Origin of the sequence: Rhizobium sp. SRDI969, from assembly GCF_025152725.1 — a bacterium.
Classification (GTDB): domain Bacteria; phylum Pseudomonadota; class Alphaproteobacteria; order Rhizobiales; family Rhizobiaceae; genus Rhizobium; species Rhizobium leguminosarum_I.
This window is the reverse complement of record NZ_CP104035.1, coordinates 1,230,335-1,255,884: the sequence shown is the minus strand read 5'-3', so window position 1 is coordinate 1,255,884 and position 25,550 is coordinate 1,230,335. Positions and strand designations below refer to the sequence as shown.

General features: G+C 60.0%; 22 protein-coding genes and 1 tRNA gene. 6 read left to right on the top strand and 17 right to left on the bottom strand.

The window, feature by feature from the left end; translation table 11 throughout:
- Positions 1-3: 3 nt before the first annotated feature.
- The 11 genes from recO to rpoZ form a co-directional block, all read right to left on the bottom strand.
- Entirely contained in the window at positions 4-774 is a 771-nt protein-coding gene (recO, locus tag N2A41_RS06350; RefSeq protein ID WP_260110542.1) for a DNA repair protein RecO, read from the bottom strand.
- Between the two features lie 96 nt (positions 775-870).
- Positions 871-1,356: a hypothetical protein gene (locus N2A41_RS06345; protein WP_170257620.1), complete on the bottom strand. Its 486-nt coding sequence runs from the start codon at positions 1,354-1,356 to the stop codon at positions 871-873.
- A gap of 206 nt (positions 1,357-1,562) precedes the next feature.
- Positions 1,563-2,315: a Crp/Fnr family transcriptional regulator gene (locus tag N2A41_RS06340; protein WP_260110540.1), complete on the bottom strand. Its 753-nt coding sequence runs from the start codon at positions 2,313-2,315 to the stop codon at positions 1,563-1,565.
- Positions 2,316-2,387: 72 nt separating this feature from the next.
- On the bottom strand, positions 2,388-3,329 hold the full coding sequence (gene era / locus N2A41_RS06335) for a GTPase Era (RefSeq protein WP_260110539.1): 942 nt from the start codon (positions 3,327-3,329) through the stop codon (positions 2,388-2,390).
- A 7-nt stretch (positions 3,330-3,336) separates the two neighbouring features.
- Positions 3,337-4,056, bottom strand: a complete 720-nt coding sequence (gene rnc / locus N2A41_RS06330) for a ribonuclease III (protein WP_260110538.1) — start codon at positions 4,054-4,056, stop codon at positions 3,337-3,339.
- A complete protein-coding gene (lepB, locus tag N2A41_RS06325; RefSeq protein ID WP_131702305.1) occupies positions 4,053-4,796 on the bottom strand; it encodes a signal peptidase I in 744 nt (247 codons plus the stop codon). The genes rnc and lepB overlap by 4 nt, the downstream gene beginning before the upstream one ends.
- A 248-nt stretch (positions 4,797-5,044) precedes the next feature.
- Entirely contained in the window at positions 5,045-5,449 is a 405-nt protein-coding gene (acpS, locus tag N2A41_RS06320) for a holo-ACP synthase (protein ID WP_260110537.1), read from the bottom strand.
- Positions 5,450-5,487: 38 nt separating this feature from the next.
- Positions 5,488-6,078 carry a DUF2062 domain-containing protein gene (locus N2A41_RS06315; protein ID WP_222384664.1) on the bottom strand — a complete coding sequence of 197 codons (591 nt, stop codon included), beginning with the start codon at positions 6,076-6,078 and terminating at the stop codon, positions 5,488-5,490.
- 161 nt (positions 6,079-6,239) lie between these two features.
- Complete coding sequence (locus N2A41_RS06310) at positions 6,240-6,389, bottom strand: DUF3563 family protein (RefSeq protein ID WP_003558084.1); 150 nt, start codon at positions 6,387-6,389, stop codon at positions 6,240-6,242.
- 184 nt (positions 6,390-6,573) lie between these two features.
- Positions 6,574-8,808, bottom strand: a complete 2,235-nt coding sequence (locus tag N2A41_RS06305; RefSeq protein ID WP_017963662.1) for a RelA/SpoT family protein — start codon at positions 8,806-8,808, stop codon at positions 6,574-6,576.
- A gap of 181 nt (positions 8,809-8,989) precedes the next feature.
- Positions 8,990-9,394 carry a DNA-directed RNA polymerase subunit omega gene (rpoZ, locus tag N2A41_RS06300; protein WP_017959757.1) on the bottom strand — a complete coding sequence of 135 codons (405 nt, stop codon included), beginning with the start codon at positions 9,392-9,394 and terminating at the stop codon, positions 8,990-8,992.
- 298 nt (positions 9,395-9,692) lie between these two features.
- Between rpoZ and N2A41_RS06295 the strand changes: the two genes are divergently transcribed.
- A complete protein-coding gene (locus tag N2A41_RS06295; protein WP_003546927.1) occupies positions 9,693-10,274 on the top strand; it encodes a LabA-like NYN domain-containing protein in 582 nt (193 codons plus the stop codon).
- A gap of 120 nt (positions 10,275-10,394) precedes the next feature.
- On the opposite strand, the gene smpB is transcribed toward N2A41_RS06295, so the two are convergent.
- Together smpB and dapA are read right to left on the bottom strand one after the other, a co-directional pair.
- On the bottom strand, positions 10,395-10,874 hold the full coding sequence (gene smpB, locus N2A41_RS06290) for an SsrA-binding protein SmpB (RefSeq protein ID WP_026154084.1): 480 nt from the start codon (positions 10,872-10,874) through the stop codon (positions 10,395-10,397).
- A gap of 209 nt (positions 10,875-11,083) precedes the next feature.
- A complete protein-coding gene (gene dapA, locus N2A41_RS06285; protein WP_162118525.1) occupies positions 11,084-11,968 on the bottom strand; it encodes a 4-hydroxy-tetrahydrodipicolinate synthase in 885 nt (294 codons plus the stop codon).
- Between the two features lie 214 nt (positions 11,969-12,182).
- On the opposite strand from dapA, the gene N2A41_RS06280 reads away from it, so the two are divergent.
- Positions 12,183-14,258 (top strand): lytic transglycosylase domain-containing protein, encoded by a 2,076-nt coding sequence (locus N2A41_RS06280; RefSeq protein ID WP_260110536.1) that lies wholly within the window; start codon positions 12,183-12,185, stop codon positions 14,256-14,258.
- A gap of 64 nt (positions 14,259-14,322) precedes the next feature.
- A complete protein-coding gene (locus tag N2A41_RS06275; RefSeq protein ID WP_260110535.1) occupies positions 14,323-15,219 on the top strand; it encodes an alpha/beta fold hydrolase in 897 nt (298 codons plus the stop codon).
- A gap of 613 nt (positions 15,220-15,832) precedes the next feature.
- On the opposite strand, the gene N2A41_RS06270 is transcribed toward N2A41_RS06275, so the two are convergent.
- The 4 genes from N2A41_RS06270 to N2A41_RS06255 all read right to left on the bottom strand — a co-directional run bounded on the left by N2A41_RS06270 (position 15,833) and on the right by N2A41_RS06255 (position 20,245).
- Positions 15,833-16,900, bottom strand: a complete 1,068-nt coding sequence (locus N2A41_RS06270) for a porin (protein ID WP_260110534.1) — start codon at positions 16,898-16,900, stop codon at positions 15,833-15,835.
- 566 nt (positions 16,901-17,466) lie between these two features.
- Positions 17,467-17,557, bottom strand: a tRNA-Ser gene (locus N2A41_RS06265).
- 169 nt (positions 17,558-17,726) lie between these two features.
- Positions 17,727-18,944: an NAD(P)/FAD-dependent oxidoreductase gene (locus N2A41_RS06260; protein WP_260110533.1), complete on the bottom strand. Its 1,218-nt coding sequence runs from the start codon at positions 18,942-18,944 to the stop codon at positions 17,727-17,729.
- 185 nt (positions 18,945-19,129) lie between these two features.
- Positions 19,130-20,245, bottom strand: a complete 1,116-nt coding sequence (locus N2A41_RS06255; protein ID WP_017963655.1) for a Gfo/Idh/MocA family protein — start codon at positions 20,243-20,245, stop codon at positions 19,130-19,132.
- 206 nt (positions 20,246-20,451) lie between these two features.
- Between N2A41_RS06255 and N2A41_RS06250 the strand changes: the two genes are divergently transcribed.
- From N2A41_RS06250 to iolD, 3 genes are all read left to right on the top strand, one after another.
- Complete coding sequence (locus N2A41_RS06250) at positions 20,452-21,327, top strand: MurR/RpiR family transcriptional regulator (RefSeq protein WP_222387266.1); 876 nt, start codon at positions 20,452-20,454, stop codon at positions 21,325-21,327.
- 92 nt (positions 21,328-21,419) lie between these two features.
- Complete coding sequence (locus tag N2A41_RS06245) at positions 21,420-23,354, top strand: bifunctional 5-dehydro-2-deoxygluconokinase/5-dehydro-2-deoxyphosphogluconate aldolase (protein ID WP_260110532.1); 1,935 nt, start codon at positions 21,420-21,422, stop codon at positions 23,352-23,354.
- A 192-nt stretch (positions 23,355-23,546) separates the two neighbouring features.
- A complete protein-coding gene (iolD, locus tag N2A41_RS06240) occupies positions 23,547-25,397 on the top strand; it encodes a 3D-(3,5/4)-trihydroxycyclohexane-1,2-dione acylhydrolase (decyclizing) (protein ID WP_260110531.1) in 1,851 nt (616 codons plus the stop codon).
- Positions 25,398-25,550 lie beyond the last annotated feature (153 nt).

The window sequence follows — 25,550 nt, the reverse complement described above, 5'->3', positions numbered from 1 at the left end:
AGGTCAGGCTGAAATACCTTTCGGGCCGGAAAGCGTCCGCAAGGCTGGATTAAGCGCCTTGAGCGCCGCCTGAACGAAGCCGTCGCGGGCCGCTGCGGCCTCGATGCCGCGCGGCTCGTAGACATGGCGATGCAGAAAGAACCCTGTCAGACGGAATGCGGCTGAAAGACTATCGAAGTCGGCCGCATGATTGCCTTCGACGCTGAGGAACGGCGGCAGGAGCAGCATTTTGTCCGCCCAGGGCGCACCCGCCGCGCGGCTGACGGCGCGGCCGGATTTCGGCGAGACATAGACGAGATCGGAACGGGTGCCGGTCGCGGCGCATTCGGCAAGATCGAGGCCGAAGCCGAGATCATTCAGCACCGCAAGTTCGAAGCGTACGAAGAGTTCGCCGGCATCGGCCGGGTTGTGCAAGTGATCGAGGATGACCTCCAGCGCATCGAAGAGGTGCGGATGCGGGTCACGCTCCGGCAGCAGCCGCAGCAGCGCGCACATCGCCTGGACACCGTAGACGGCAGTCGCGGTTTCCATCAGGCGGGCGGCGCGGAGCGTCACCGGCTCGACGCGGAATTCGCCGAGATGCTCATCAAGCCGGGCACGCCAGATGACCTCGACGGCATTGCCCGCCTGCAGCACCGGCTGCATGGCGCGCGAGCGGCCGGAACGCACCAGGCCGAGATGGCGGCCGCGATCACGCGTCATCACCTCGGCAATGACACTCGTCTCGCCGTGGCGCTTGACGCCCAGAATGATCGCCTGATCCTGCCATTGCATCGAAAGAAGTCCCTGCGGCTGACGAATCCATCTTAATCCAAGGCCCGGTTTCTGTCATGGACCACTTCTGTCATGGACCACCTGTCATGGATGGGGTCAGGCTACAGTCGGGAAAAGCCTCTGCAGGAATTCACGCATCGCCGTTTCGTCGAAAGGTTTCACCAGAAGCGGTATGTGCTGCAGGTCGGACGGGAAATCGCCGGTATCGGAATAGCCGCTGACGAAGCCGAAGGGGATGCCGAGATCGACAAGATGGCGGGCAAATCCGAAGCTCATGCCCTCGCCGAGATTGACGTCGAGGAGGGCAAAATCATATTTCTCCGCAGCGATGGCAGCCCTCGCCTGGTCCAAACTGCCGACGATATCGATGCTCTCGACGCCTGCCAGGCGCAAAATATCTTCCGCCTCCATCGCGATGATCAGACTGTCTTCAAGAACCAGAACACGGATTGCGCTCATGATTCCATGCCCCTCGTCGGGCACCTGTCGCAGCGCCCCGGCCATTTCGCCAACATCATTGCCCTCCGGTGCCCCGCATGGCACGCTATCGGTGAATTCCGCCACCTTTTCTGAATAAACCATTTTTCTGCCCGGTCGATAAGAATCAAAATCGGAGGAAAGATGTCGACTGACCTTATTTTCCCTGCTGCTAATCTGCATTTAAAAAAGACATAACCAGACCGCTTGGCTAAAGCATGTCGGGCAAAACTGTGCAGCGGTCTTGCGACAACATGCGTAAAACAAAGACCTGAAGCGCCAGGAGCGAATCTGAAAGATCGCGACGCGCTTTAGATGAACGGGCGTTTGCCCTCTCCAAGCCCTTCCCAGCTGGCGATGACCATCAATTCCTCGCCGTTCAGCACCTCGCAGCCGCGCTCCTGCCAGCGGATCAACCCACGTTCGCTGAGCTTTTTCAAGGTTTTGTTGGTGTGAACGATGGAGAGACCGAGCGTGTCGGCAATGTGCTGCTGGGTGATGGGGATAAATTTGCGGCCGTTGAAAATATTGAGCTTCCGGCCGCGCTCAAACAGGAAAGCGATCAGGTAGGCTGCTCTTTCCAGCGCCGTGCGGCGGCCGATGCTCAAGAGATGCTCATCCAGGATGCGCTCCTCGCGCGCGGCGATCCAGGTAATGTCGAAGGCGAGCGAGGCGTGCTTGTTGTAGAGCGTCATCAGCCTGTCTCTTTCGAAGACACAGAGCGAAACGGGTGAAAGCGCTTCAACGGAATGCTGCATCTCGCCGCCGATGGTTCCCTGCAGTCCGATCAGGTCGCCCGGCATGATATAGTTCAGAATCTGGCGACGCCCGTCCTCCAGCATCTTGTAGCGGAAGCCCCAGCCGGAGAGCACCGTGAAGAGATGAGCGCTATGGGCTCCCTCGACGAGAATGGTGGAGCCGGCATCGACGGCAAGCTCACCCCTTTTGAAGCTCGAGACGAATTCCAGCTCGTCGCGGCTGAACTCTCTGAAATGCGGCAGCGGCCGCAAAGGACATTGCTCGCATGGCGTCTTGAACGAATTGATGGGTCTCGACGTCGCCATACGTACCCTTGCCGTCGCAAAACCGGCGCGCCAGCAGGGGCCAGCGTCTACCCGATGACATCCTTGCCATGCTTATTTCGGAAAATCGAGACCCATTTCACGGAACCGCTCGGGATCATCACCCCAATTCTCGCGAACCTTGACGAACAGAAAGAGATGGACCGGCTGTTCGAGGATCTCCGACAATTCCTTGCGGGACGCAGTCGAGATCGCCTTGATCGTTTCACCACCCTTGCCGAGCGCAATCTTCTTCTGGCTGTCGCGCTCAAGATAGATCACCTGCTCGATCCGCACCGAGCCGTCCTTGCGCTCTTCCCACTTCTCCGTTTCGACATGCGAGGCGTAGGGAAGCTCCTGATGCAGGCGCAGAAACAGCTTCTCGCGGGTGATCTCGGCAGCGAGCTGGCGCATCGGCAGATCGGAGATCTGGTCTTCCGGATAATACCACGGCCCCTCCGGGAGCGTTTTCGCCAGATAGTCCATGACGTCGTCGCAGCCGGAGCCGTTTTCGGCGGAGACCATGAAAGTGCGCTCGAAAGCGATCTTCTCGTTGGCGGCGGCGGCCAGTGCCAGCAGATCCTCACGGTTGACGCGGTCGATCTTGTTGAGCAGCAGGATCTTCGGCTGCCGGACTTCCTTGAGGCCTTCGAGGATGGCTTCGGCATCGCCGCGCAGGCCGCGCTCGCTGTCGATCAGCAGTACGATCAGATCGGCATCCCTCGCACCGCCCCAGGCCGAGGTCACCATGGCACGGTCAAGCCGGCGGCGCGGCTTGAAGATACCAGGCGTATCCATGAAGACGATCTGGGCATTGTCGTGGATCGCGATGCCGCGAACGATGGCCCGCGTCGTCTGCACCTTATGGCTGACGATCGAGACCTTGGCGCCGACGAGGCGGTTCACCAGCGTCGACTTGCCGGCATTGGTCGCCCCGATCAGCGCGACGAAGCCCGAATGCGTCGGACCATTGGTTTCTGCGGCAGCTTCGGCCGCGATATCTTCTTCTTGTGTCATTGTCCCGTCAGTTTCCGGCAGGCGATTGCTGCCAAATGCCTTCGCGCTCAAGCATCTTCGTTGCCGCGACCTGTTCGGCGGCACGCTTCGACCGCTCTACGCCGGTTTCGGGCTTAATGCCAGCAACTTCCACCGTCACCTTGAAGCGCGGATCATGATCCGGTCCGCTGCGTTCATCAACCCGGTAGATTGGCGTGACGCCGAATTTCGCGTGCGACCATTCCTGCAGCTCGGTCTTGGCGTCGCGCTTGGCGCCATCGGCCCGCACCGCCCTGCCCTGCCAGTAACGCAGAATGAACCGGCGGGCAACTTCGAGGCCGCCGTCGAGATAGATCGCGGCGATCAGGCTTTCGACGACGTCGGCGCGCACGTTCATCATGCGCTTGCCGGTCAATTTCTTCACATCGGCGCCTGTGCGGATATAGAGGTGAAGATTGAGCTCGTCGGCGACCGCCGCACAGGTTTCAGCACTAACGAGCTGGTTGAGGCGAACCGAGAGCTCGCCTTCTCCCGCCGTGCCGAAAGTGCGGAACAGAAGTTCGGCGATGCAGAGCCCGAGGACCCTGTCGCCGAGGAATTCCAGCCGTTCGTAATTGCTGCCCTTTTCGATGCGGGCGCTGGCATGGGTCAGCGCGCGATCCAGGCGTTCCTTATCAGCGAAGTCATGACCGATCAGGCCTTCAAGCTTTGCGCGTTCCGCCGCAGAAAGCGTCTGCGCCTTACTCATTCAACAACCTTGAAGAGGCGGTCCCAACGCATGTTCGTCGGCCACTTCCAGATTTCGCGGAAGGAGGTATCGTTGCCGAGCGAGAAGAAGATGACGCTAGCGCGGCCGACAAGATTTTCCGCAGGCACGAAGCCGACGTCAAAGCGGCTGTCGAGCGAGTTGTCGCGGTTATCGCCCATCATGAAATAGTGGCCTTCCGGCACGATGAACTCGCGGGTATTGTCGCCGCGCGATACCGGAGACTGATCAAGCGTGTCATAGGTCTTGCCGTTGTCGAGCGTTTCGCGGAACACCGGCACATCTGCACCCGGATCAAGCTTGTAATCCGAGGTGAAGCTGCCGTCCGCCACCTTCGGAACCGGCTTGCCATTAACGTAGAGCACGCCGTCGGTAACCTGGATATGGTCACCCGGCAGGCCGATGCAGCGCTTGATGTAATCGATCTCGGGGTTTGGCGGGAAGCGGAAGACGACGATGTCGCCACGCTTCGGATCGGCGCCGAACAGGCGGCCGCTGAAGACGTCAGGCGAGAAGGGCAGCGAATATTTCGAATAGCCGTAAGCGAACTTGTTGACGAAGATGTAGTCGCCGACGAGCAGCGTCGGCATCATCGAACCGGAGGGAATGGTAAAGGGCTGGAACAGCACCGTACGGATCACCATCGCCAAAATCAGCGCCTGGATGATGACTTTGATATTTTCCCAGAGGGCATTCGGCTTGGCTTCGACTTTTTCGGACACGCAGTCTTATTCCTTCAAGACGCCGCGGCGGCGCAGTTCTTTCTGTCGTTCTCTCTAGAGCATGATGCCGAAAAGTGTGAGCGGTTTTCGGACGACATCATGCTCTAATTCTTTAATCTAGAACAGGATTCAGATTTTAGGCCGATTGGCCTGAAATCATCCTGTTCTAGCGGCTTCGGTCGGTTGCGGCAATGGCGACAACACCAAAAGCGACGAGAGGTCGCGATCAACAGCTCCCGAGGTCGCGATCAAAGGCTCTCGGGCAACGCCTCGATAATGACGAAGGCCTGCGCCAAGGGATAATCATCCGTTATTGTCAAATGAATGGCGGGCCTGTGGCCCGCGGGCAGCAGCGATTCGAGGATCAGGGCGGCGCCGCCTGATAATACCATGGTCGGCTTGCCGCTCGGCAGGTTGACGACGCCCATGTCCTTCCAGAAGACGCCCTGCGCCATGCCGGTGCCGAGCGCCTTGGAACAGGCCTCCTTGGCGGCGAAACGCTTGGCATAAGATTCGGCACGGTTTGCCCGGCGGTCGGAACGCGCGCGCTCGATCTCGGTAAAGCAGCGATGGGTGAAGCGCTCGCCAAAGCGCTCGATGGATTTCTCGACACGGCGAATGTCGATCAAATCGCTGCCAATGCCGATGATCATGCCGGAACCTTCCGTCCCTTAAGAATTCTCGATCAGGTTCATACGCTCGGCATATCGCCGGCCAGACTGGCAAGACGCAGGCGCGCCCGCTCCATCAGCCGTATGTGGCGGCGCGTCTGAAAACCCTTCACGGTGTAGAACGTCAGCGCATAGAGCGCAACGGAGGTGACGGCCGCCGGCGGAATGGCGCCAACCAGCATCGGCTCCAGCACGGGCTTCCACAGCTCAGCGAAGTTCAGCTTGTGAAAAAGGGCAGCGAGATCCACCGTCTGACCGGCCAGATGATCCTCGCGGTTCAACAGCAAATGCCCGATTTCCCAGGTGATGCCCCAGATGAAGGGATAGGTCAGCGGATTGCCGAAAGCGGCGCAACCGAGGGCGGCGGCCACCATGCTGCCGGAGAGGAAATAGGTGATGACGAAAGCCATGACAAAATGCACGCCGATGAAAGGCGTCCACGAGACGAAGACACCCGCAGCGACGCCGGCGGCAACCGCATGCGGCGAAGCGCTCAGGCGCAGGATGCGCATTGTCAGGTAACGGATCGGGCGAAGGAAACCTTTGCGAGGCCATAAAAGCTCCCGCATCTTTTCCTTGAATCCCGCAGGCTTGCGACGGCGAAACAACATGGCCGGTATTTAGTGCAGCGCACACCACCATGACAAGAGCGGCAAATGATACCGCTCAAAAAACCACCCCTCATTTCTCTCTGCGAAGAGGAGCTTCTTCATGCCCAGGGGCATCCGTTATGCATAACGTCCCTCACTCGTCTCAAGTATAAAGTTCGGTATCAGCGATTGCGGAACAGACCGCGGTCGACCTGGCGCTGACGAAACTCGAGATCAATACGATCGAGCGAGCCGTTCAAATAAGCCATTTCACGTTCCTGTGTGGTCGGAGCGCGGAAGGCACGTGCGAATTTCTTGATAGGGTCAAACATTATCTTGTCTCATCTTCTGTTTACGTTTCGATGACCAGAAGATAGGGCCGAAAGAGGTTAATTACCACCGCCGCAACATGGACGCAGCCATGCACTCAACGCATCTCTTGCCCCGTTGATGCGCCGCTCCGATTATAAAATGTGCAATTTTTCGGCCAACCCTCTGGGGCGGCTTAACAAAAGCTTACTCGTAGAGGCGCCGGACCGTGGCGATACAATCCAGTTCCTTCATCTGGGCGAGCAACTGGTTGAGCTGACGCAGGTCCCAGACCTCGACCTCGATCATCATTTCGGTGAAATCGGCGGCCACCCGCACCGTATTCAGCAAGCGGATATTGACGTCGAGGCCTGCAACCGTCTGGGCGACCTTGGCAAGCGTACCGGGTTCATTCAACCCATTCACCATGATGCGCGCCATGAAACGCGACTTGTTGGCTTCGTCGAGGTCCCAGCGCACGTCGATCCAGCGGTCGGGCTGATCGTCGAAGCGCTGCAGGCTCGGCGACTGGATCGGATAGATGGTGATACCCTTGCCCTGATCCATGATGCCGACGATGCGATCACCGGGCACGGCGCCGGTCGGCGCGAACTTGACGTCGACATTGCCGGACAGGCCGCGGATCGGCCCGATATCGGCATCGGCGTCGATTTCCGAATGGCCGCCGTCGTGCCCTGTCTTGGTCTTGCCGGGGATCTTGAAGATCATGCCGGCGGCGCTGCGAACGTTGAACCAGCCGTCATCGCCCGACGGCTTCACGGTGACGCGCTCATCTTGATGATCGGGATAGACGGCGCGCAACACGTCGAGCGAGGACATCTCGCCGCGGCCGACGGCGGCGATCGCATCCTCGACATCCTTCTGGCCGAGACGGGGCAGCGCCGGCTTCATCGCCTCGCGCGAGAAGATCTTGCCGGCCCTGTTGAAGGTGCGCTCGAGAATGCGGTGGCCGAGGCCGGCATATTGCTTGCGGATCGCCATGCGGGTGGCGCGGCGGATGGCGGCGCGCGCCTTGCCGGTCACGACGATCTCCTCCCAAGCAGCGGGCGGAACCTGCACGCCGGAGCGGATGATCTCGACCTCGTCGCCATTTGCAAGCCGCGTCACCAGCGGCATGATACGGCCGTTGATCTTGGCGCCCACCGTGGTGTCGCCGATATTGGTGTGCACTGCATAAGCGAAATCGATCGGGGTGGCGCCGCGCGGCAGGGCAATCAACTTGCCCTTCGGCGTGAAGCAGAAAACCTGGTCCTGGAAGAGCTCGAGCTTGGTGTGTTCGAGGAACTCTTCCGGGCTGTCGCCCTCGGCCAGGGCCTCGATCGTATGACGCAGCCAAGAATAGGCATTGGATTCGCGGGACAGGATGTCGCCATCGGCATTGGTGGCGCCGTCCTTATAGAGCGTGTGGGCGGCGATGCCGAATTCGGCGATTTCGTGCATGCGCTTGGTGCGGATCTGCAGTTCGATGCGCTGGCTGGAGGGGCCGACGATGGTGGTGTGCAGCGACCGGTAATCGTTCTGCTTCGGCGTCGAGATATAGTCCTTGAAGCGGCCGGGCACGACGCGCCAGCGCGTGTGGACGATGCCGAGCGCCCGGTAACAGGACGGGATGTCCTCGACGATCAGGCGGAAGCCGTAGACATCGGAAAGCTGCTCGAAGGAAAGCGACTTCGACTGCATCTTGCGGAAGACCGAATAGGGCTTCTTCTGCCGGCCCGTGACATAGGCGCTCGTCAGGCCGCTTGCGACCAGAAGGTCGCGCAGTTCGGCCTCGATCTTCTTGACGATGCCCTCGTTGCGCTTCGAAAGCTCTTCCAGCCTTTTGGTGACGGTCTCGTAGGCTTCCGGGTTCATATGGCGGAAGGAGAGTTCCTCGAGTTCCTCGCGCATGTCCTGCATGCCCATGCGGCCGGCGAGCGGCGCATAGATTTCCATCGTCTCCTCGGAGATGCGGGCACGCTTGTCGGCCGACATGTGATCGAGGGTGCGCATATTGTGCAGGCGATCGGCAAGCTTGACGAGCAGCACGCGCACATCGTCTGATATGGCGAGCAGCAGCTTGCGCAGGTTTTCCGCCTGCTTGGCCTTTTTGGTGACGAGATCGAGCTTCTTGATCTTCGTCAGACCCTCGACCAGCCGGCCGATATCCTCGCCGAACAGCTCGTCGATCTCGGCGCGCGTCGCCGTCGTATCCTCGATCGTATCGTGCAGAAGGGCGACCGCGATCGTCGATTCATCGAGATGCATGTCGGTGAGGATCGCGGCGACCTCGAGCGGATGGGAAATATAGGGATCGCCGCTCGCGCGCTTTTGCTGGCCATGCTTCTGCATGGCATAGACATAGGCTTTGTTCAGCAGTGCTTCATTGGCATCGGGCTTGTATTGCTGAACCCGCTCCACGAGCTCGTACTGCCGCATCATTCCAAAGCCACTCCGATAAAAATAAAAGCGCGCCAATCAACGATTGGCGCACACATGGGCAATAATATGCCTAAGCAATAAAGGTGCAAGATTGACGATTGGTAATCATCGCTCTTTTGCGCCGCATGCCGCTTTTTCAGGTCGCATCTGACCGATGCGACCGGAGGTCCCGCCTGCGCGCTTAGTAGTCGTCGCTCTTTTCCGGCGGCACGAGGCCTTCGATGCCGGCAAGCAGCTCTTCTTCCGACATCTGGTCGAAAGTGATCGTCTCCGGCACGTCGTCCTGCTCTTCGCTGTCGGCCGCAGTGGCACCGCCGGCGGCGATCATGCTTGCCGGATCGGGCTCGGGCTCGTCGACTTCGACATGCTTCTGCAGCGAATGGATCAGATCTTCCTTGAGGTCGTCGGGCGAAAGCGTCTCGTCGGCGATTTCGCGCAGGGCCACCACAGGATTCTTGTCGTTGTCGCGATCGATGGTGATCGAGGCACCCTGGGAAATCAGCCGGGCGCGGTGGCTGGCGAGCAGAACCAGCTCGAAGCGGTTCTCCACCTTGTCGATGCAATCTTCAACTGTGACACGGGCCATTGCCTGTCCTTTACGGTCGTCATTTCGGGATTAACACGCCCGATACAATTAAAACCGGGCAAATACAAGTTTTTCATTCCGCCTCCCCTCGCCTTTATCCGTGGCTGAGCTAAATTTCCATGGAGAATGTCATATTTCCACCGAAGGTTGCTTGGAATATGTCGAATCGTGCCCTAAATCTTTCATATATGAATAATTCATAAAGTAAGGATCAGGTCGAAAATTGAAACACAAGCTATTGTTTTTATTGAGGTTTGATGCCTTCTGATTTCGATTGCTCTCATTGGATTGGTAAGCGATGTTTGACCCACGCGAGAAAATTGCACTCTTCATTGACGGCGCCAACCTCTACGCTGCATCCAAGAGCCTCGGCTTTGATATAGATTACCGCAAGCTCCTGAAGGCATTCCAAAAACGCGGATATCTGCTGCGTGCCTATTATTATACCGCGCTGATCGAGGATCAGGAATATTCATCAATCCGGCCGCTGATCGACTGGCTCGACTATAACGGCTACAAAGTCGTCACCAAGCCTGCCAAGGAATTCACGGATTCCATGGGTCGCCGAAAGATCAAGGGCAACATGGACATCGAGCTTGCGATCGACGCGATGGAACAGTCCGAAACGGTCGATCACCTCGTCATCTTCTCGGGCGACGGCGACTTCACGAACCTGGTCGAGGCGTTGCAGCGCAGAGGCCGCAAGGTCTCGGTGATCTCAACCATGGCGACGCAGCCGCCGATGATCGCCGACGACCTGCGCCGTCAGGCCGATCATTTTATCGACCTCTTGTCTCTGAAGGCTGAAATCGGTCGCGATCCCTCGGAGCGGGCGCCACGCCCGGCCGAAGTCGCCCCGGCCAGCGATTTCGAGGACTAAGCGGGTTTTACACTTCGAAGCCGACTGGCTCGTCAAAGCGCCGCGGGCTTCTGGCGCGCCGTTCGAAACAAGTGATGAAAACCTGGCGGATGGCGACCATTGCCAGCCATCGTCATACTGTCAGCCTCTATCCTTCAGCAGGCGGCTCTTCTGCCGATTCCAATCGCGTTCCTTCTCCGACTCGCGCTTGTCGTGCAATTTCTTACCCTTGGCGAGCGCCAGTTCCATCTTCGCCCGACCACGGTCGTTGAAATAGATCTTCAGCGGGATCAGCGTCATGCCTTCGCGGTTGATGGCGGAGCGCAGGCGATGGATTTCACGGCCCGACAACAGCAGCTTGCGGCGCCGGCGCGGTTCGTGATTGAAGCGGTTGGCCTGCAGATATTCCGGCAGGTAGGAATTGATCAGCCAGATCTCACCGCCCTCATCCGAGGCGTAGGATTCGGCGATATTGGCCTTGCCTTCGCGCAGCGACTTGACCTCCGTGCCCATCAGCACGAGGCCGGCCTCGTAGGTATCGATGATCTCGTAGTTGAAGCGGGCCTTGCGGTTTTCCGCCACAACCTTGTTCACTACACGCTGGCTGCCTTTGGGGGCCATGACGATATTCCAATTGCTTCCGAGCATGATGCCGAAAAGTGTGAGCGGTTTTCGGGTGCCATCATGCTCTATTTCTTTGATGTACGTCTGGATGGCTTTAGGCCGGTCCAGCCTAAAATCATTCGGAACTAGGGCGCGAAAAGCCGCGCCCTCATTCCTTGCCCTTTATGTAAGGGAGAGACCCTGTCTTGTGAAGAAGGCCGGTCTCGTCAGTTCAACAGGCCGGCATGGCGCATGGCGGCGTCGATGGCCGATTCCGTTGCCGGTTCCAGCGTCGAAAGCAGCGGCGAGCGGACGTTACGGCTCATCCGGCCAAGCCTGGAGAGCCCGTATTTGGCGCCGCAAAGACCCGGCTCAAGGAAAATCGCCTTGTGCAACGGCATCAGCCGATCCTGATATTCCAAGGCGCGGGCATAATCGCCTGCCAGTGTCGCCGCCTGGAAATCGGCGCAGAGGCGTGGGGCGACATTGGCCGTTACCGAAATACAGCCGACACCGCCATGGGCGTTGAAGCCCAGCGCCGTCGCATCCTCGCCAGACAGTTGCCGGAAATCCGTCCCGCAGGTGATGCGCTGTTCCGAAACGCGCTCGATCTTGCCCGTCGCATCCTTGACGCCAACGATATTCCTGTGCGCCTTGGCGAGCGCACCCATCGTTTCCGGCGTCATATCGACCACCGAGCGGCCGGGAATGTTATAGATATAGATCGGCAGATCGACGGCATCGGCGATGGCCGAAAAATGCGCGATCAAACCCTTCTGCGTCGGCTTGTTGTAATAGGGAGTGACGACCAGAACGGCGTTCGCACCGACCTTTTCGGCATGCTGGGCAAGCTCGATCGCCTCCCGCGTATTGTTCGAGCCGGCGCCAGCCATGACGGGAACGCGTTTTGCGGCAACCTCGATGCAGAGTTCCACGACCCGTTTGTGTTCGGCATGCGACAGCGTCGGGGATTCGCCCGTCGTGCCGACCGGAACGAGACCACCGCTGCCTTCCTTGATCTGCCAGTCGACATGAGCGGCGAAGCTGTCTTCGTCGATCAGTCCGGCATCGGTGAAGGGGGTGACGAGGGCGGGAATGGACCCATTGAACATGCAAAGCTCCTCACGACCAAATCCTTGCTTCGGCCGCATTCCATGAATAAGAATTGCGCACCATAGAGCGCCGAAATCATCGCGACAAGCGCGTAGAGTTCGGTTTAGGGCAAATTCCGATAGCAGATGTGAACGAATTTTACCTGGTACGGTAAGGTTTCGTTAAGATGCCTCTAGCCTAATGGCAGGGCGTGTTTTCGTTGCGAGATCCCGGATGAAGAAAGCTGTCCTGATTCTGTCCGCCTTCGGCTTCATTGCCGCTGCGTGGGGCAGCGTTGCGTCGCCGCTTCCCGGCGAGAGCCCTTCGATGCCTGAGGTCAAGCCGCTCGGCTTCATTCCCGAGACATCCATACCGGAATCGATCACAACGGGTGCCATTCCGCACAACCCGGCAATCGCGCCTGTCAACGGCGACCTGAAAGCCGGCCTCGATGCGCTTTCCGACAAGGACCCGCAGCTGGCGCTTTCGATCCGCGACGGCATGCGCGACGCTACGCTCGACCGCCATATCCTCACCTGGGCGATTGCCGTTTCCGGATTGAAGGGCGTTCCCTCCTATGAAATCGCCAGTGCCGCGCAGGAGCTCAAGGGCTGGCCGGGCGTTTCGCGGCTGCGCGCCTATTCCGAGCGCGCGCTCTATGACGAAAATCCCGCCCCTCCCGCCATACTTGCCGCCTTCGGAGATACCGCGCCTGAGACGATGCAGGGTGCGGTCGTCCTCGGCCGGGCGCTGGTTGCATCAGGCGGCCAAGCGCAAGCGGCAAAATACATCCGCAAGGTTTGGCGTGGAGAGGCTCTCGACAAGGCGACCGAGGACAAGATCCTCATCGAGTTTTCCGCGCTGTTGACACCCGCCGACCACAAGGCGCGGATGGACTATCTGATGTATCGCGGCCGGGTGGCACAGGCCAAGCGCTTCGGAGACATGGGCCAGGCGCAATCGCTCTACAAGGCCTGGGCTGCGGTCGACGCCAAAGCGGCCAATGCCGGCGCTTTGCTCAACGGAGTCGATGCGAAGTGGCGCACCGATGCCGGCCTGCTGTTTGCGCGGATCGAATATCTACGCAAGCAGGACAAATATGCCGAGGCGGCAGGACTTCTGGAGCAAATGCCGCCGGAGCGCAGCGAACTCGTCAACTCCGGCGAATGGTGGAACGAGCAACGCATCGTCAGCCGTGGTCTCGTCGACCAGGGACAATTCAAGCCTGCCTATCGCATCGTCGCAAACTACGCCGCAACGAGCCCGACGGATATCGTCGAGGCTGAATTCCATGCCGGATGGTACGCGCTTCGCGGCCTGCAGGACCCGGCAACGGCGGAAAGACATTTCCGCAAGATCCTCGAGACATCGAACGGGCCGATCTCGGTTTCACGCGCCTGGTACTGGCTGGGACGGGCAGCCGAAGCCGGCGGCCCCGGAAAATCCAGCGAATTCTATACAAAGGCCGCGGATTTTCCAGGCACCTTCTATGGCCAGCTCGCGGCCGAAAGGCTGGGGCGAAAGACGCTTAATGTCACCTATCCGTCGCCGAGCACTGCCGACCGGCAACGCTACCAGGCACGCGAAGCCGTGCAGGCAATCACCCGGCTGGAGGCCGCCGGCCATGGGTGGCGGGCCGATATTCTCTATCTCGCGCTTGCCGATCAGTTGCAGAGCCCGGGTGAACTGGCTGTCCTCGCGGCACAGGCAGAGCAATCCGGCGATCATCATCTTTCGCTGCAGATTGGCAAGATCGCTTATGGACGCGGCATCGATGTCGCGGCGCTCGCCTTTCCGGTCGGCGTTATCCCGGCGAACGCCAATATATCAGGCTCCGGCAAGGCGCTCGCCTATGCCATCGCCCGGCAAGAAAGCGCCTTCAATCCGGCCGCCGTATCGGCGGCCAATGCACGCGGACTGCTGCAGCTTCTGCCGGGAACAGCCCAGGCGGTGGCAAAGCGCCACAACATCGCCTATTCGAAGGACAAGCTGACGGCCGATGCCGGTTATAACGCCACACTCGGTGCGCACTATCTCGGCGAGCAAATCGACGCCTTCGGCGGTTCCTATATCCTCACCTTCATTGCCTACAATGCTGGGCCGAAGCGGGTACCGGAATGGATCGGCCGTTACGGCGATCCGCGCGGTAGGCCGATCGACGAAATCGTCGACTGGATCGAGCGCATCCCCTTCCCCGAAACGCGCAACTATGTGCAGCGGGTGATGGAGAATTACGAGGTCTACAAAGCCCGTCTCGGACAGCCGACCGACATCGAGCGCGACCTTGTCGGCGGACGCAGCGCCTCCTGAAGCCGTTTGGCGCGGCTCGAAAAGCAAGCTACATCTGCGGGATCAACAACTCTCGAGGGATGCGATGCCGGACACGGATGCAAGTGGTTTCCAGGAACGATTTTACGCGTCTTCGGATGGGCTGAAGCTTTATGCCCGCGACTATCGGCCCGGCGAGGTGGCAACCGCGGGACGACTGCCGATCGTCTGCCTGCCCGGCCTGACCCGCAATACGCGGGATTTTCATCCGCTTGCGCTGCTTCTTTCCCGCGACACGACGGCGCCACGCAGGGTGATTGCACTCGATTCGCGCGGGCGGGGAAATTCGGCTTGGGACGAGAACAAGGCGAACTACAATCTCGCCATCGAGGCCGGCGACGTCATTGCCGCTTGCACGACACTCGGCATCGAGCGGGCGATCTTCATCGGCACGTCGCGGGGCGGGCTGATCCTGCATCTGATCGCAGCGACGAGACCGGATCTTCTCGAAGCCGTCATCCTCAACGATATCGGGCCGGTGCTCGAGGCTGAGGGTCTGGCGCGGATCCGCGACTACCTCAACAGCGGCAGGAAGCCGGGGGACTGGAACGAGGCGGCCGTTATACTGAAGGAAAATCATGGCGCGTCATTTACCGCGCTTGCAGAAGAAGATTGGCACGAGATGGCGCTTGCCCTTTGTCGGGATATCGATGGAAGGCCTGTTGCCGATTACGATCCAGCGATTGCGGAGGCGCTGAAATCGATCGATTTCAGCCAGCCGCTGCCTGATCTCTGGGAGCAATTCGAAAGCCTGGGCCGGTTGCCGCTCATGCTGATCCGCGGTGAAAACACTTCGCTGCTTTCACTGGAAAGCGCAGGCGAAATGGCGCGGCGGCATTCGGGGTTGATCCGACATACTGCCGAAGGGCAAGGACATGCCCCGCTCCTGCATCTTGATAACATCCCCACAGCAATACGAGCTTTTCTCGCCGCCTGCCGGTAACCTCATCGAAACCGGTCAGCGGGCACAATGTGCCATTCGTCCAATCGGCATAGGGGGAGCCTCGGCGGATTTGATTTCTCGCTGCCGTGGCCCTTCGGGCTTCACCCTACCTGCCAGATCGGCGAGCTTCGCTGGCGCGACCATCTGAGACCGTTCAAATCGGATAACCAGCGGCTCTCCCTTCCACTCCTTCGGCCCTTCGTTCGCGCGCCAGTGCGCTCCCTACTACGGCCTCTGCTGACTTCTCGCTCCGGCTCGACACCGTCGCCCTTTCAGGCATGAGGCGAGATCTCCCCAGGTAAGAACGCACTCCTTCCCTGCACGACCGCCGGATTTACGCCACCGCCCCTTGGTCACAAGAGCTTTGCGGTTCATTGCCCGCTCGCCCTGGTCGGCACCGCCTCATATCCGGTTCTTGTTCATCGGCCCGCAGTTTCGATTCACGCTTCCTCCCCACGGTCGGTCGCCCTTCCGCAGTTGCGCTTCTCTTCGCTCGCTATGACCAGCTTACGATGAGACTTCCACCCACAAGAGTGCGCCCATGCTGGGCGCACCAATACAAAAAGCCCGGCTCGAGAGCCGGGCTTTCCTGACTGACCGAAGTCAGATCAAATTAGAACGAACGCTGCAGACGGAAGTAGCCCGTCGTGGTGTCGTCGCCGTCTTCCGGATCGAGCCACTGAACCGAAGCCTTGGCGTAGAAGTTGTCGACGATCTGGTAATCAACCGTCAGACCAGCCTTCCAAGCATCGCCGAGACCGTCGAAGTTTTCCGGAACTTCCGTGCCACCGCCGAAGTAGTTGCCGTAGTACTGAACGCCCGGGGTGATTTTGAGCTTGTCGGTTGCCTTGATAGCGTATTCGGCAGCGATAGCCCATTCAGCCGAGGAGTAGTACGAGTTCGGGCCGGAAGAGTATACGCCGGCGAGGCCGAGCGTGCCGGGACCGATGTCAACCGTACCCATTGCACGGATAGCGCCGTCTTCGTTGTCGACGTCCCAGCCGCCAGTGACCTGGTAGCTGAACGCACCAGCCTTGCCGCCAACGCCGAAGGCAACGCCGACATTGTTCGGACCATCGTCCGCAGTAAAGACGGTGGTGCCGGGAATGACGCCGGGAGCAAAGGTACCCTGGTAAACGCCGTCTTCCAGTTCATCGACGCTGAGGCCGGCGTAGAAGGTGCCGCTTTCATACTGATAGCGGATCGAGTTGTGCAGCGTTACGACCGAACCGATGTCGTCGGTTTCGCCAGAGAGACCATCGTCCCACCAGCTGTAGAACAGACCGGCGCGGAAGCCCGCGACGTCGAGGTAAGCGGAGTCGAGGATGGCTTCCTGATCGGTGGCATTGTCAGCATTGAACTGCATGACGATGACGCCGGTCAGCGGACCATATTCGGTGTCGCTCTTGGCCGTGAACTGAACCTGACCGCGGGTGACGGCATCCCAATCCGAATCGCCGCCGACATCTTCGCCAACGTTGACCTGGAAACGGATGTAGCCTTCGATCTTGAGGCAGGTTTCGGTGCCCGGGATGTAGAAGTAGCCGGTGCCGTAAGCGTCGCAGACGCGAACATATTCAACCGGTTCCGGCTCGGCAGCAACGATAGCGTCAGCAGCCTGAGCACCGGAAACTACTGCGAGAGCAGCAGCGGAGCCGAGAAGAAGGCTCTTGATGTTCATAAATGACCTCCAATTCAAAGTTTCGATCGGGTTTGGGATCTTTCGCTGAGCAGCGTTCCCTGCCCCATCCCCGTGTTTCAAGAAGTGGACGATCAGTCGCCCTTGCTTCCGACGCTGAAAATACAAGACGCAGGCCGTCGCGCAATCACCAACTTGCTCGGATGGGGGATTTGAGGGAGCCTTCCCGACATTCTGTTGCTGAAAGGACACAAGTCGGGCAGCCAGCCTCGATTTCCTTTATGTTTTGTTAAGAAACCCTGATTTTGCGGAGGCTTAGGTCCGGTCAACAAAGAATTGGACATGCGCTTTGCGACACATTCGTGACACTTTTTTGACAAAATGCAGCTCTTGCGGGGGATTCGTGATTACAGGAAGCGTAACCGAACGTGCACGGATCCAGCTTTCGCCACTTGCCGGGCGTGAGCGCGGGAACTGATTCCCGCAGACGATTCTCTCACTCGACGCAGAGAGATTTTTCTCGTTCGTCCGGCCAAAGGCATAGTCGACCAAGCGAACATGATTCCCTGCCGGAAATTAAAGATCGACGCATGCTCAGGAAATCAGAATGGCGGAGAAGATGGGATTCGAACCCACGATACGCTTTTGACGTATACTCCCTTAGCAGGGGAGCGCCTTCGACCACTCGGCCACCTCTCCGGTGCGGCCTAACTATGGCGACCGGTCTGGGATTGCAAGGGTTTTTTGAGCTTTCACCAGAAGAAATGCAGCGAGCGGCAATTCGGCTGGTTGCGCAAACAGACCTCGCCACCTGCCGAGATCCGCGGAGTTTGATCGCGCTTCGTTCTCTTCGATGAAGAGGCCGATCTCAGACGAGCAGGCTCTTAAGGTCAGCAGAAGGGTCGGCGAGAATCGATTTGTCGGGGTTAGTCCCGGATTCCAGCAGTTTTTTGCCGGTCACATAGGCTTTCGCGTCGTTGATGGCATCGACGGCGATCAGCATGCCTTCCCTGAAGTACCAAACCGAATGGGCGCCTTCACGGGTGCCGGGACGCAGCAACGTCTCGTCATAACCGAGATTGAAGCCGGCAATCTGCAGCTTGACGTCATACTGGTCGGACCAGAACCACGGCTTCGGCGCATAAGGCTCATTGCCGCCGGCGATGACGGCTGCCGCTGCTTCGGCCTGGTCGACGGCGTTCTGCACCGATTCGAGCCTGATGCGGCCGCCCTGCCAGGGAAGTGCGGCGCAATCGCCGGCCGCAAAGATCGCCGGATCGGAGGTGCGGGCGAATTCATCGACGACAATGCCGTTGGCGACTTCGAGGCCGGCTTCCTTGGCAAGCTGGTCGTTCGGCGCGACGCCGATGCCGACGACGGCGAAATCGAGGTCGATGACCGATCCGTCGGAAAGTGCGGCGCCGGTGACGCGGCCATCCTTGCCGATCAAATGCTTGAGCCCTGTTTTCTCGCGGATCACCACCTCATGTGTCTCGTGGATCGCGCGCATGATGTCGGCCGTCTCCTTCGCCGCGACGCGCTGCAGGATGCGGTCGGCCATCTCGATGACGGTGACTTCCAGGCCGCGATGGCGGGCAACGGCCGCCGCCTCGAGACCGATATAACCGCCGCCGATGATGAGGACGCGGCGACCGGGACGCATCTCGTCGGCAAGCAGGTCGGCATCGCGCTTGTCGCGGGCGACATAGACGCCTTCGAGATCGCCGCCGATCGCGGCCGGCAGCCGGCGCGGCGTCGAACCGGTGGTCAGCGCCAGCGTGCCGTAATCGAGAACAGAGCCGTCCTGCAGCAGGACCTGCTTGCTGTCCGGTTTGATCTGCTCGGCCCAGGTTGAACGGCGAAGATCGACGTCATTGTCTGCATACCAGTGCTCGGCGCGGAACAGCAGGCGGTCGAAGGCCATTTCACCGAGCAGGTATTTCTTTGACAGTGGCGGACGCTGATAGGGAGCTACGTCCTCGGCGCCGAGGAGGGTGATCGGGCGCGCATCCTTCAACGCACGCAGCTTGGCCGCCAATGCGAAACCGGCCTGTCCAGCGCCGATGATCACCAGTCTATCCGTCACGATCTCACTCCTGAAGCTGCGCCCGACACCCACGCCAAGGCCTGTCCTGTAAAGCGCCGCGCATCTTTCAGACACGCAAAGGACGCTGTCGCATTTTGAGTTTCTGCATAATCCCTGAAATCGATCCCGATTTCAGGGATTATGCAGTAGCCCGTGCGCCGTCAACGGAAAGCGGCCTCTTACATTCAGCCGATCTCGATCCAGCGGCGCTCGTGGAAGGACTGTGCCATGGCATGCACCGACTTCTCTATCCTGAGACCGTCTTCGAATGTCACGATCGACGACGGCTCGCCTGATATTGCCCGGATCAGCTCGCGGCATTCGATGATCTTCAGATCGTTGAAGCCGAGGCCGTGGCCTGGTGCCGGAATGAACCGATCATAAGGCCGATGGGCAGGTGCCGCCAGTATCTTGCGGAAGCCCTGTTCGGAGCCGCGGCCGTCGGCCTGATAGAGTTCGAATTCGTTCATGCGCTCCTGGTCGTAGACGATCGAGCCTTTCGAGCCGAAAATCTGCAGGGCGATGCGGCCCTTACGGCCCCAGGCGGCGCGATTCGCCATCAACACGGCGGAAATGCCGCCGCCAAGCCGCATCAGCACGTTGGCGCCATCGTGGTTTTCGACGGCACGGCGGCCACCCTCGCTCAGCGGGCGGTCGGCATAGGGTTTTACCATATCCGTTATGACGGCCTCGACATGGCCGAAGAGATACCAGAGCAGTGACAGCGGGTGGACGGCGAAGTCGTCGAGCGCGCCGTAGCCGGCGGAAAGCTCGCTCTTCCAATAAAAAAAGACATCGGCATCGGCCATGAAATCCTCATCCATCTCGACGCGGATATGATTGACCGTGCCGATGGCGCCTTCGCCAATCAGCGTCCTGATATGCCGCATGACGGGATTCTGAATATAATTATAGCCAAGGGCGGCAACCTTGCCCGATCGCTTCGCCGTTTCCAGCATGCGCTCGGCATCGGCATAGGCCGGCGCCATTGGTTTTTCGCACCAGACATGCTTGCCGGCCTCGATGGCTGCAATCGCCATCTCGGGGTGAAACTGATTGGGCGTGGTGACGGAGACCACGTCGACCTCGGGGTCGGCGATCAGCGCCCGCCAGTCGGCCGTCGCCTTCTCGAAACCGAATTCACCGGCACGAGTCTTAGCAAGCTCGGCATTGGCTTCCGCGAGATGCACAAGACGCGGACGCTCGACATCGCCGAACACCGTCTTTACCGCATTCCACGCCAGCGCATGGCACTTGCCCATATAACCAGTGCCGATCAAACCGATGCCGAGTGGCTTCATTTCCGTCTCCTCCAGAGCTGTGCGCGGATTTTTGGAATATTTGGATCATTTTGACAAGGACCTGCTCGCAGGCATTTCTACGCTCTTCCCGAGCAGATTGTTTAAAAGCCTTCAATTACAGGGGATTAAAAACAATTAGCGGTGTCGTTTGAAATCGTTTATGTTCGATAATATGGAATATTTGTTTCATCTCGTGAGCCGTAAGCATGGATAACGATCCCCAGAGGCACGCGCGTGTGCCGCGCGATTTCGAAAGCCTGCGTAGCGCCATCATCGAGCGCAAGGCGAGCATGCCAAAGCGGCTGGCGCAGGTCGCCGCCTTCGCGCTCGGCAATCCCGACGAAATCGCCTTCGGAACGACGGCAAGCATCGCGGCAGCCTCCGACGTCCAGCCCTCGACGCTGGTGCGCTTGGCGCATCATCTGGGTTATGGAGGCTTTTCCGACCTGCAGAGCATCTTTCGCGAAAGATTGCGGGACCGGACGCTGAGCTACGAAGAGCGCCTCGTCACGCTCGAGCAATCGAACGGCGACGATGAGGACGCCAATCTGCTCTCCGGCTTCATTGCCGCGGCAAACCAGTCGGTCAACCGGCTGGCGGCGACGGTGCAGAGCGATACTTTCACCAAAGCGGTGAATATCCTTGCTAACGCCGAGACGATCTATCTGATCGCCAAACGGCGCTCTTACCCTTTGACGGCGCATATGACCTACGCTTTTTCCAAGCTCAACATCCGTCATCAGATCGTCGCCTCGCCAAACGGCGTCGACCCTGAAATGGTGCAGTTCGCAACACCGAAGGATGCAGCGATCGCGGCGAGCTTCTCGCCCTATGCGGCCGACAGCCTCAGCCAGAGCCAGGATCTTGCCGACCGCGGCGTCCCCGTCATCGCGATCACCGATTCGGCCTTCTCGCCGCTTGCCGCCTGCGCCACGCACTGGTTCGAGGTGGCGGAGGCCGATTTTGCCGGCTTCCGCTCGCTTTCGGCCTCGATGGCGCTCACTATGGCATTGCCGGTTGCAATCGCTGAGCGGCGGCGCAAGGATCAGCAGTCAAAACCTGTAAAAGGCAAAATGGAATAAACATTCCGAATTGACAAAATATCGGAACCGATGTTTCATTATTGAAAATTCGCAGGCACTGGAAGCCGCGCAAAATCTAGCGGGAGGACATCATGGTACAATCGAATCCGGGTTCACAGCCGGAGCCGGCGCTTGATGTGATCACCATCGGCCGTTCCTCGGTCGATCTTTACGGTCAGCAGATCGGTTCGTGGCTGGAGGATATCGGTTCCTTCGCCAAGTCCGTAGGTGGCTGCCCGGCCAATATCGCCATCGGCACGGCGCGGCTCGGCCTCAAATCCGGCCTCATCACCCGCGTCGGTGACGAGCAGATGGGACGTTTCATCCGCGAGCAGTCGGCACGCGAAGGCGTGGCGACAGACGGCATCGTCACCGACAAGGAGCGGCTGACGGCGCTGGTGCTGCTGGCGGTCGAGGCCGAGGGCGTGTCGCCGATGATCTTCTATCGGTCGGACTGCGCCGACATGGCGCTCGATGAAGGTGATATCGACGAAGATTTCATCAGATCGTCGCGCGCCGTTCTCGTTTCCGGCACGCATTTCTCCCGGCCGAATACGGAGGCCGCACAACGCAAAGCTATCCGCATCGCCAAGGCGAACGGCCGCAAGGTGATCTTCGACATCGATTACCGGCCGAACCTCTGGGGCCTTGCCGGCCATGCGGAAGGCTTCGAACGCTACGTAAAATCCGACCGGGTCTCCTCGAAGATGAAGGAGACGCTGCCGGATTGCGACCTCATCGTCGGCACCGAAGAGGAAATCCTGATCGCTTCCGGCGCCGACGACGTGCTCGGCGCACTGAAGGAGATCCGCCGGCTGTCGCCGGCGACGATCGTGCTCAAGCGCGGCGCCATGGGCTGCATCGTCTATGACGGGCCGATCGCCGACGATCTCGAAGCCGGCATCATCGGCCAGGGTTTCCCGATCGAGGTCTTCAACGTGCTGGGCGCCGGCGATGCCTTCATGTCCGGCTTCCTGCGCGGCTTCCTGCGCGACGAGCCGCTGAAGACCTGCGCCACCTGGGCCAATGCCTGCGGCGCCTTCGCCGTCTCTCGTCTGCTCTGCTCGCCGGAATATCCGACCTGGGCGGAACTCGACTTCTTCCTGACGACCGGCAGCAAGCACCGGGCGCTGCGCAAGGACGAGGCGCTCAACCATATTCACTGGGCATCGACCCGGCGCGGCGAAATCCCGCTTTTGATGGCGCTGGCGATCGACCACCGTTCGCAGCTCGTCAGCGTCGCCGATGAGCTCGGCGTCGGCCATGAGAAGATCGTCGCCTTCAAACGGCTGGCGGTGGCGGCAGCGGCGCGGGTTTCGAACGGCCGCGACGGCTACGGCATGCTGATCGACGAACGCTTCGGCCGCGACGCTTTCTTCGATGCGGCGACGAAGAATTTCTCTTGGATCGGCCGGCCGGTGGAATTGCCGGGCTCGAAGCCGCTCCGCTTCGAATTCAGCCAGGATATCGGCTCGCAGCTTGTGGAATGGCCGCTCGGCCATTGCATCAAGTGCCTGTGTTTCTATCATCCCGATGATCCGGCTGAATTGAAGACGGAGCAGCAGGAGAAGCTGCGGACGCTGTTCGAGGCCGCCCGCAAGGTCGGCCGCGAGCTGCTGGTGGAGATCATCGCCGGCAAGAACGGGCCGCTCACCGACGATACGATCGCGACCGCGCTGGAGGAGCTCTATGCGCTCGGCATCAAGCCGGACTGGTGGAAACTGGAGCCGCAAGCATCCCGTGGAGCTTGGAAGAAGATCGATGCAGTGATCGCCAAAAATGATCCATGGTGCCGCGGTATCGTGCTCCTGGGGCTCGAGGCGCCCGCCGACGAGCTGATCTCCTGCTTCGAGGCGACGCTGGCGGCTCCCTCCGTGAAGGGTTTCGCCGTCGGGCGGACGATCTTTGCCGATCCGGCGCGCGCCTGGCTTTCAGGCGAAATGAACGACGAGGAAGCGATCGCCGATATGGCCGGCCGCTTCCGGCACCTGACAGAGGCGTGGTTGAAGACGCGCGACCTCGACTGAGAATTAAGACCCCTCCCCAACCCCTCCCCACAAGGGGGAGGGACTTAACCCGGAGCACCGCCTCACGCCATCAGCAAGCTTCCCTTTGGAGGAGACGTTGCGGCGATTAGAGAGCCCGGCAGGTTAGCCCTCCTCTTGTGGGGAGGGGTTGAGGAGGGGAAAACGCGAAAAGAAAGATTGCGGGAGGACCCGATGGGCAAGACGATACGGTTGACGATGGCGCAGGCCGTCGCGCATTTCCTGAAAGCACAGATGACGATCGTCGACGGCAAGAAAGTGCCGATCTTCGGCGGCGTCTGGGCGATCTTCGGTCACGGCAACGTCGCCGGCATCGGCGAGGCACTCTATCAGGTGCGCGAGGAATTGACCACCTATCGCGCTCACAACGAACAGGGCATGGCGCATGCCGCAATCGCCTATGCCAAGGCGAATTTCCGAACGCGCTTCATGGCCTGCACGAGTTCGATCGGCCCCGGGGCGCTGAACATGGTGACGGCCGCCGGCGTGGCGCACGTCAATCGTATTCCCGTTCTCTTCCTGCCGGGTGACGTCTTCGCCAACCGCGCGCCGGATCCGGTGCTGCAGCAAATCGAGGATTTCAGCGACGGCACGGTTTCGGCCAATGATGCCTTCCGTTCGGTTTCGCGCTATTTCGACCGCATTACCCGGCCCGAGCAGATCATCATAGCGCTGAAGCGCGCCATGCAGGTCCTGACCGATCCCCTCGATTGCGGTCCGGTAACATTGTCGCTCTGCCAGGACGTTCAGGCAGAAGCCTTCGATTATCCGGAAAGCCTGTTCGATGAAAAAGTCTGGACGACCCGCCGGCCGCAGCCGGATGCAGACGAGTTGGCGAATGCCATCGCGCTGATCAAGGCGTCGCAGAAGCCGGTGATCGTTGCCGGCGGCGGCGTGCTCTATTCGCAGGCGACGAAGGAGCTTGCCGCCTTTGCCGAGGCTCACGACCTTCCCGTCGTCGTCACCCAGGCCGGCAAGTCGTCGATCAACGAAACCCATCCGCTGGCGCTCGGCTCGGTCGGCGTCACCGGCACGTCGGCGGCGAATGTGATCGCGGAGGAGACGGACCTGGTCATCGCCGTCGGCACGCGCTGCCAGGATTTCACCACCGGCTCCTGGGCACTGTTCAAGAACGACAGCCTCAGGATGATCGGGCTCAACATCGCCGCCTATGACGCGGTGAAGCACGACAGTTATCCACTGGTGACTGACGCCCGCGAAGGGCTGAAGGCACTGTCGGCAGGGCTTTCGGGCTGGAAGGCGCCGGCAGCCCTCGTCGAGAAGGCGGCTGCGGAGAAGAAGGTCTGGATGGAGGCAGCGGACAGGGCGATGGCGACGACCAATGCCGCCCTGCCCTCCGATGCGCAGGTGATCGGCGCGGTGGCGCGCACGCTCGGCGGCGAAAATACGACGGTGCTTTGTGCTGCAGGCGGCCTTCCCGGCGAATTGCACAAGCTTTGGCCGGCGACGGCGCCGGGCAGCTATCACATGGAATACGGCTTTTCCTGCATGGGCTATGAGATTGCCGGCGGGCTGGGCGCCAAGATGGCACATCCCGAACGGGATGTCGTCGTCATGGTCGGCGACGGTTCTTACATGATGATGAATTCCGAGATTGCCACCTCGGTCATGCTTGGCCTCAAGCTCAATATCGTCTTGCTCGACAATCGCGGTTATGGCTGCATCAACCGGCTGCAAATGGGAACCGGCGGTGCCAACTTCAACAATCTGCTGAAGGACTCCTACCACGAGGTGATGCCGGAGATCGATTTCCGCGCGCATGCCGAAAGCATGGGCGCCATCGCCGTCAAGGTCGCCTCGATCGCCGAACTCGAGCAGGCGATCGCCGACTCGAAGAAAAACGACCGCACCTCGGTCTTCGTCATCGACACCGATCCGCTCATTACCACGGAGGCCGGCGGCCATTGGTGGGATGTCGCGGTGCCTGAGGTCAGCCCGCGCGAACAGGTCAACGAAGCGCGCAAGGGCTATGTCGAAGCACGTGCTGCCCAGCGCATCGGCTAATCTACTGCATAATTCCTTAATCGGGACCGATTTAAGGACAAAATTATGCAGCAATTCGAGGTGCTACAGCGTCCTTTGCGCGTCTGAAAAGGCGCGCGGCACTGTGGTGCTATCATTTCTCGGAAGAGCGTCCCGGCCCTTCCGCAATGCTTT